Annotated in this window: 1 protein-coding gene; it reads right to left on the bottom strand. The window is 36.3% G+C overall.

What is annotated here, in order from left to right:
• A partial coding sequence (locus tag V7149_RS17195) for a thiamine pyrophosphate-binding protein (RefSeq protein WP_335346832.1) occupies positions 1-1160 on the bottom strand: 1160 nt, incomplete at its 3' end.
• Positions 1161-1254: the final 94 nt, after the last annotated feature.

Raw genomic sequence — 1254 nt, 5'->3', positions numbered from 1 at the left:
TCATTTGTATGTTTATTTAATAGGTCAATTATTTTTGCTGGATTGACCAGTTTCGTTTCCTCTTGCACCTCTTTTGCTACTCTACTAAACTTCTCATTTAATACATTTTGATAAAATTTATTCCATTCTGTTAAAGAATTTGAAAAGTCTTTATTTCTATTATTCATCAGTAAATTTAAATGGTTTAGAAATGCCTTTATATCTGACATAATAGCTACATTTGTTCGAATGTTTTGATCCAATATTTCTTCACTGATGTCTACTTGAACGACAACAGGGGAATGACTGAAAATGCTTTTGGCCACTGTTGTTACATTGTTAAGCTTTGAACCTAGAACAAGGACAAAATCAGCGTTTTTGATAATGCTGTTTGTTTCATCCGTTCCGCCGTTAACTCCAATTACACCAATTGCTTGCGGTAAATTCTCAGCTATACTTCCTTTACCATTTATAGATGTACCGACAGGAATGGTGAAGTCACTTGCAAGGCTTTCCAATTCCTCGTATGCAGCTGAAAGATGGACACCACCGCCAGCAATAATTACAGGACGTGAGGATTGAGTGAGTAATTCATATACTTTTTCAATATCTTCTCTGTTAGGTGAACTTTTAAAGGGCTTATGAAAGGATGAATAGAGTTCCTCATCTGTATAATCATAATGCTCCTCATGAACATCTTCAGGGACAGAAATATGCACAGCTCCTGGTCTTCCTCCAGTAGCCATTCTAAAGGCTTTTCTTAACATATGTGGAATTTTTGAAGCAAGTTTTATTTTCGTATTCCATTTCGTAATGGATTGAAGAAGCTCGACTTGCTTTAGCTCTGTTAGTGCCCCGGTTTCTTCACTGCTCATTGAAATGTCAGAGGAGAAACAAATAATGGGAACGGATGATGAATTTGCTTCACTAATTCCAGGAGTCGCGTATAAAACACCGCCACCACTCGGAACGTCAACCACACCTGGTTTTCCAGATACCCGTGCATATGTGTCGGCCATATAAGTAGCGTGTCGTTCATCTCTACATTGGATATATTTAATCTGGTCACTATGGGCCTCTATTGCGTTATGAAAAGTCATACTTGTATCGCCAGGCACCCCAAATATTACTTCCACATCATTAGCGATTAAAATTTTTACGATAGCATCTGCTGCTCTCATGTAAACAATCCCTCCGTTAAAATATTCAGATTTTATTGAATGTTTTATCTTTAAGATAGAATTTATAATAAAAATATTAAGTAGTCAACAATTT

This window comes from Bacillus sp. JJ1503 (assembly GCF_036965125.1).
Lineage (GTDB): Bacteria > Bacillota > Bacilli > Bacillales > Cytobacillaceae > Cytobacillus.
This window is presented reverse-complemented; position numbering and strand designations above follow the sequence as displayed.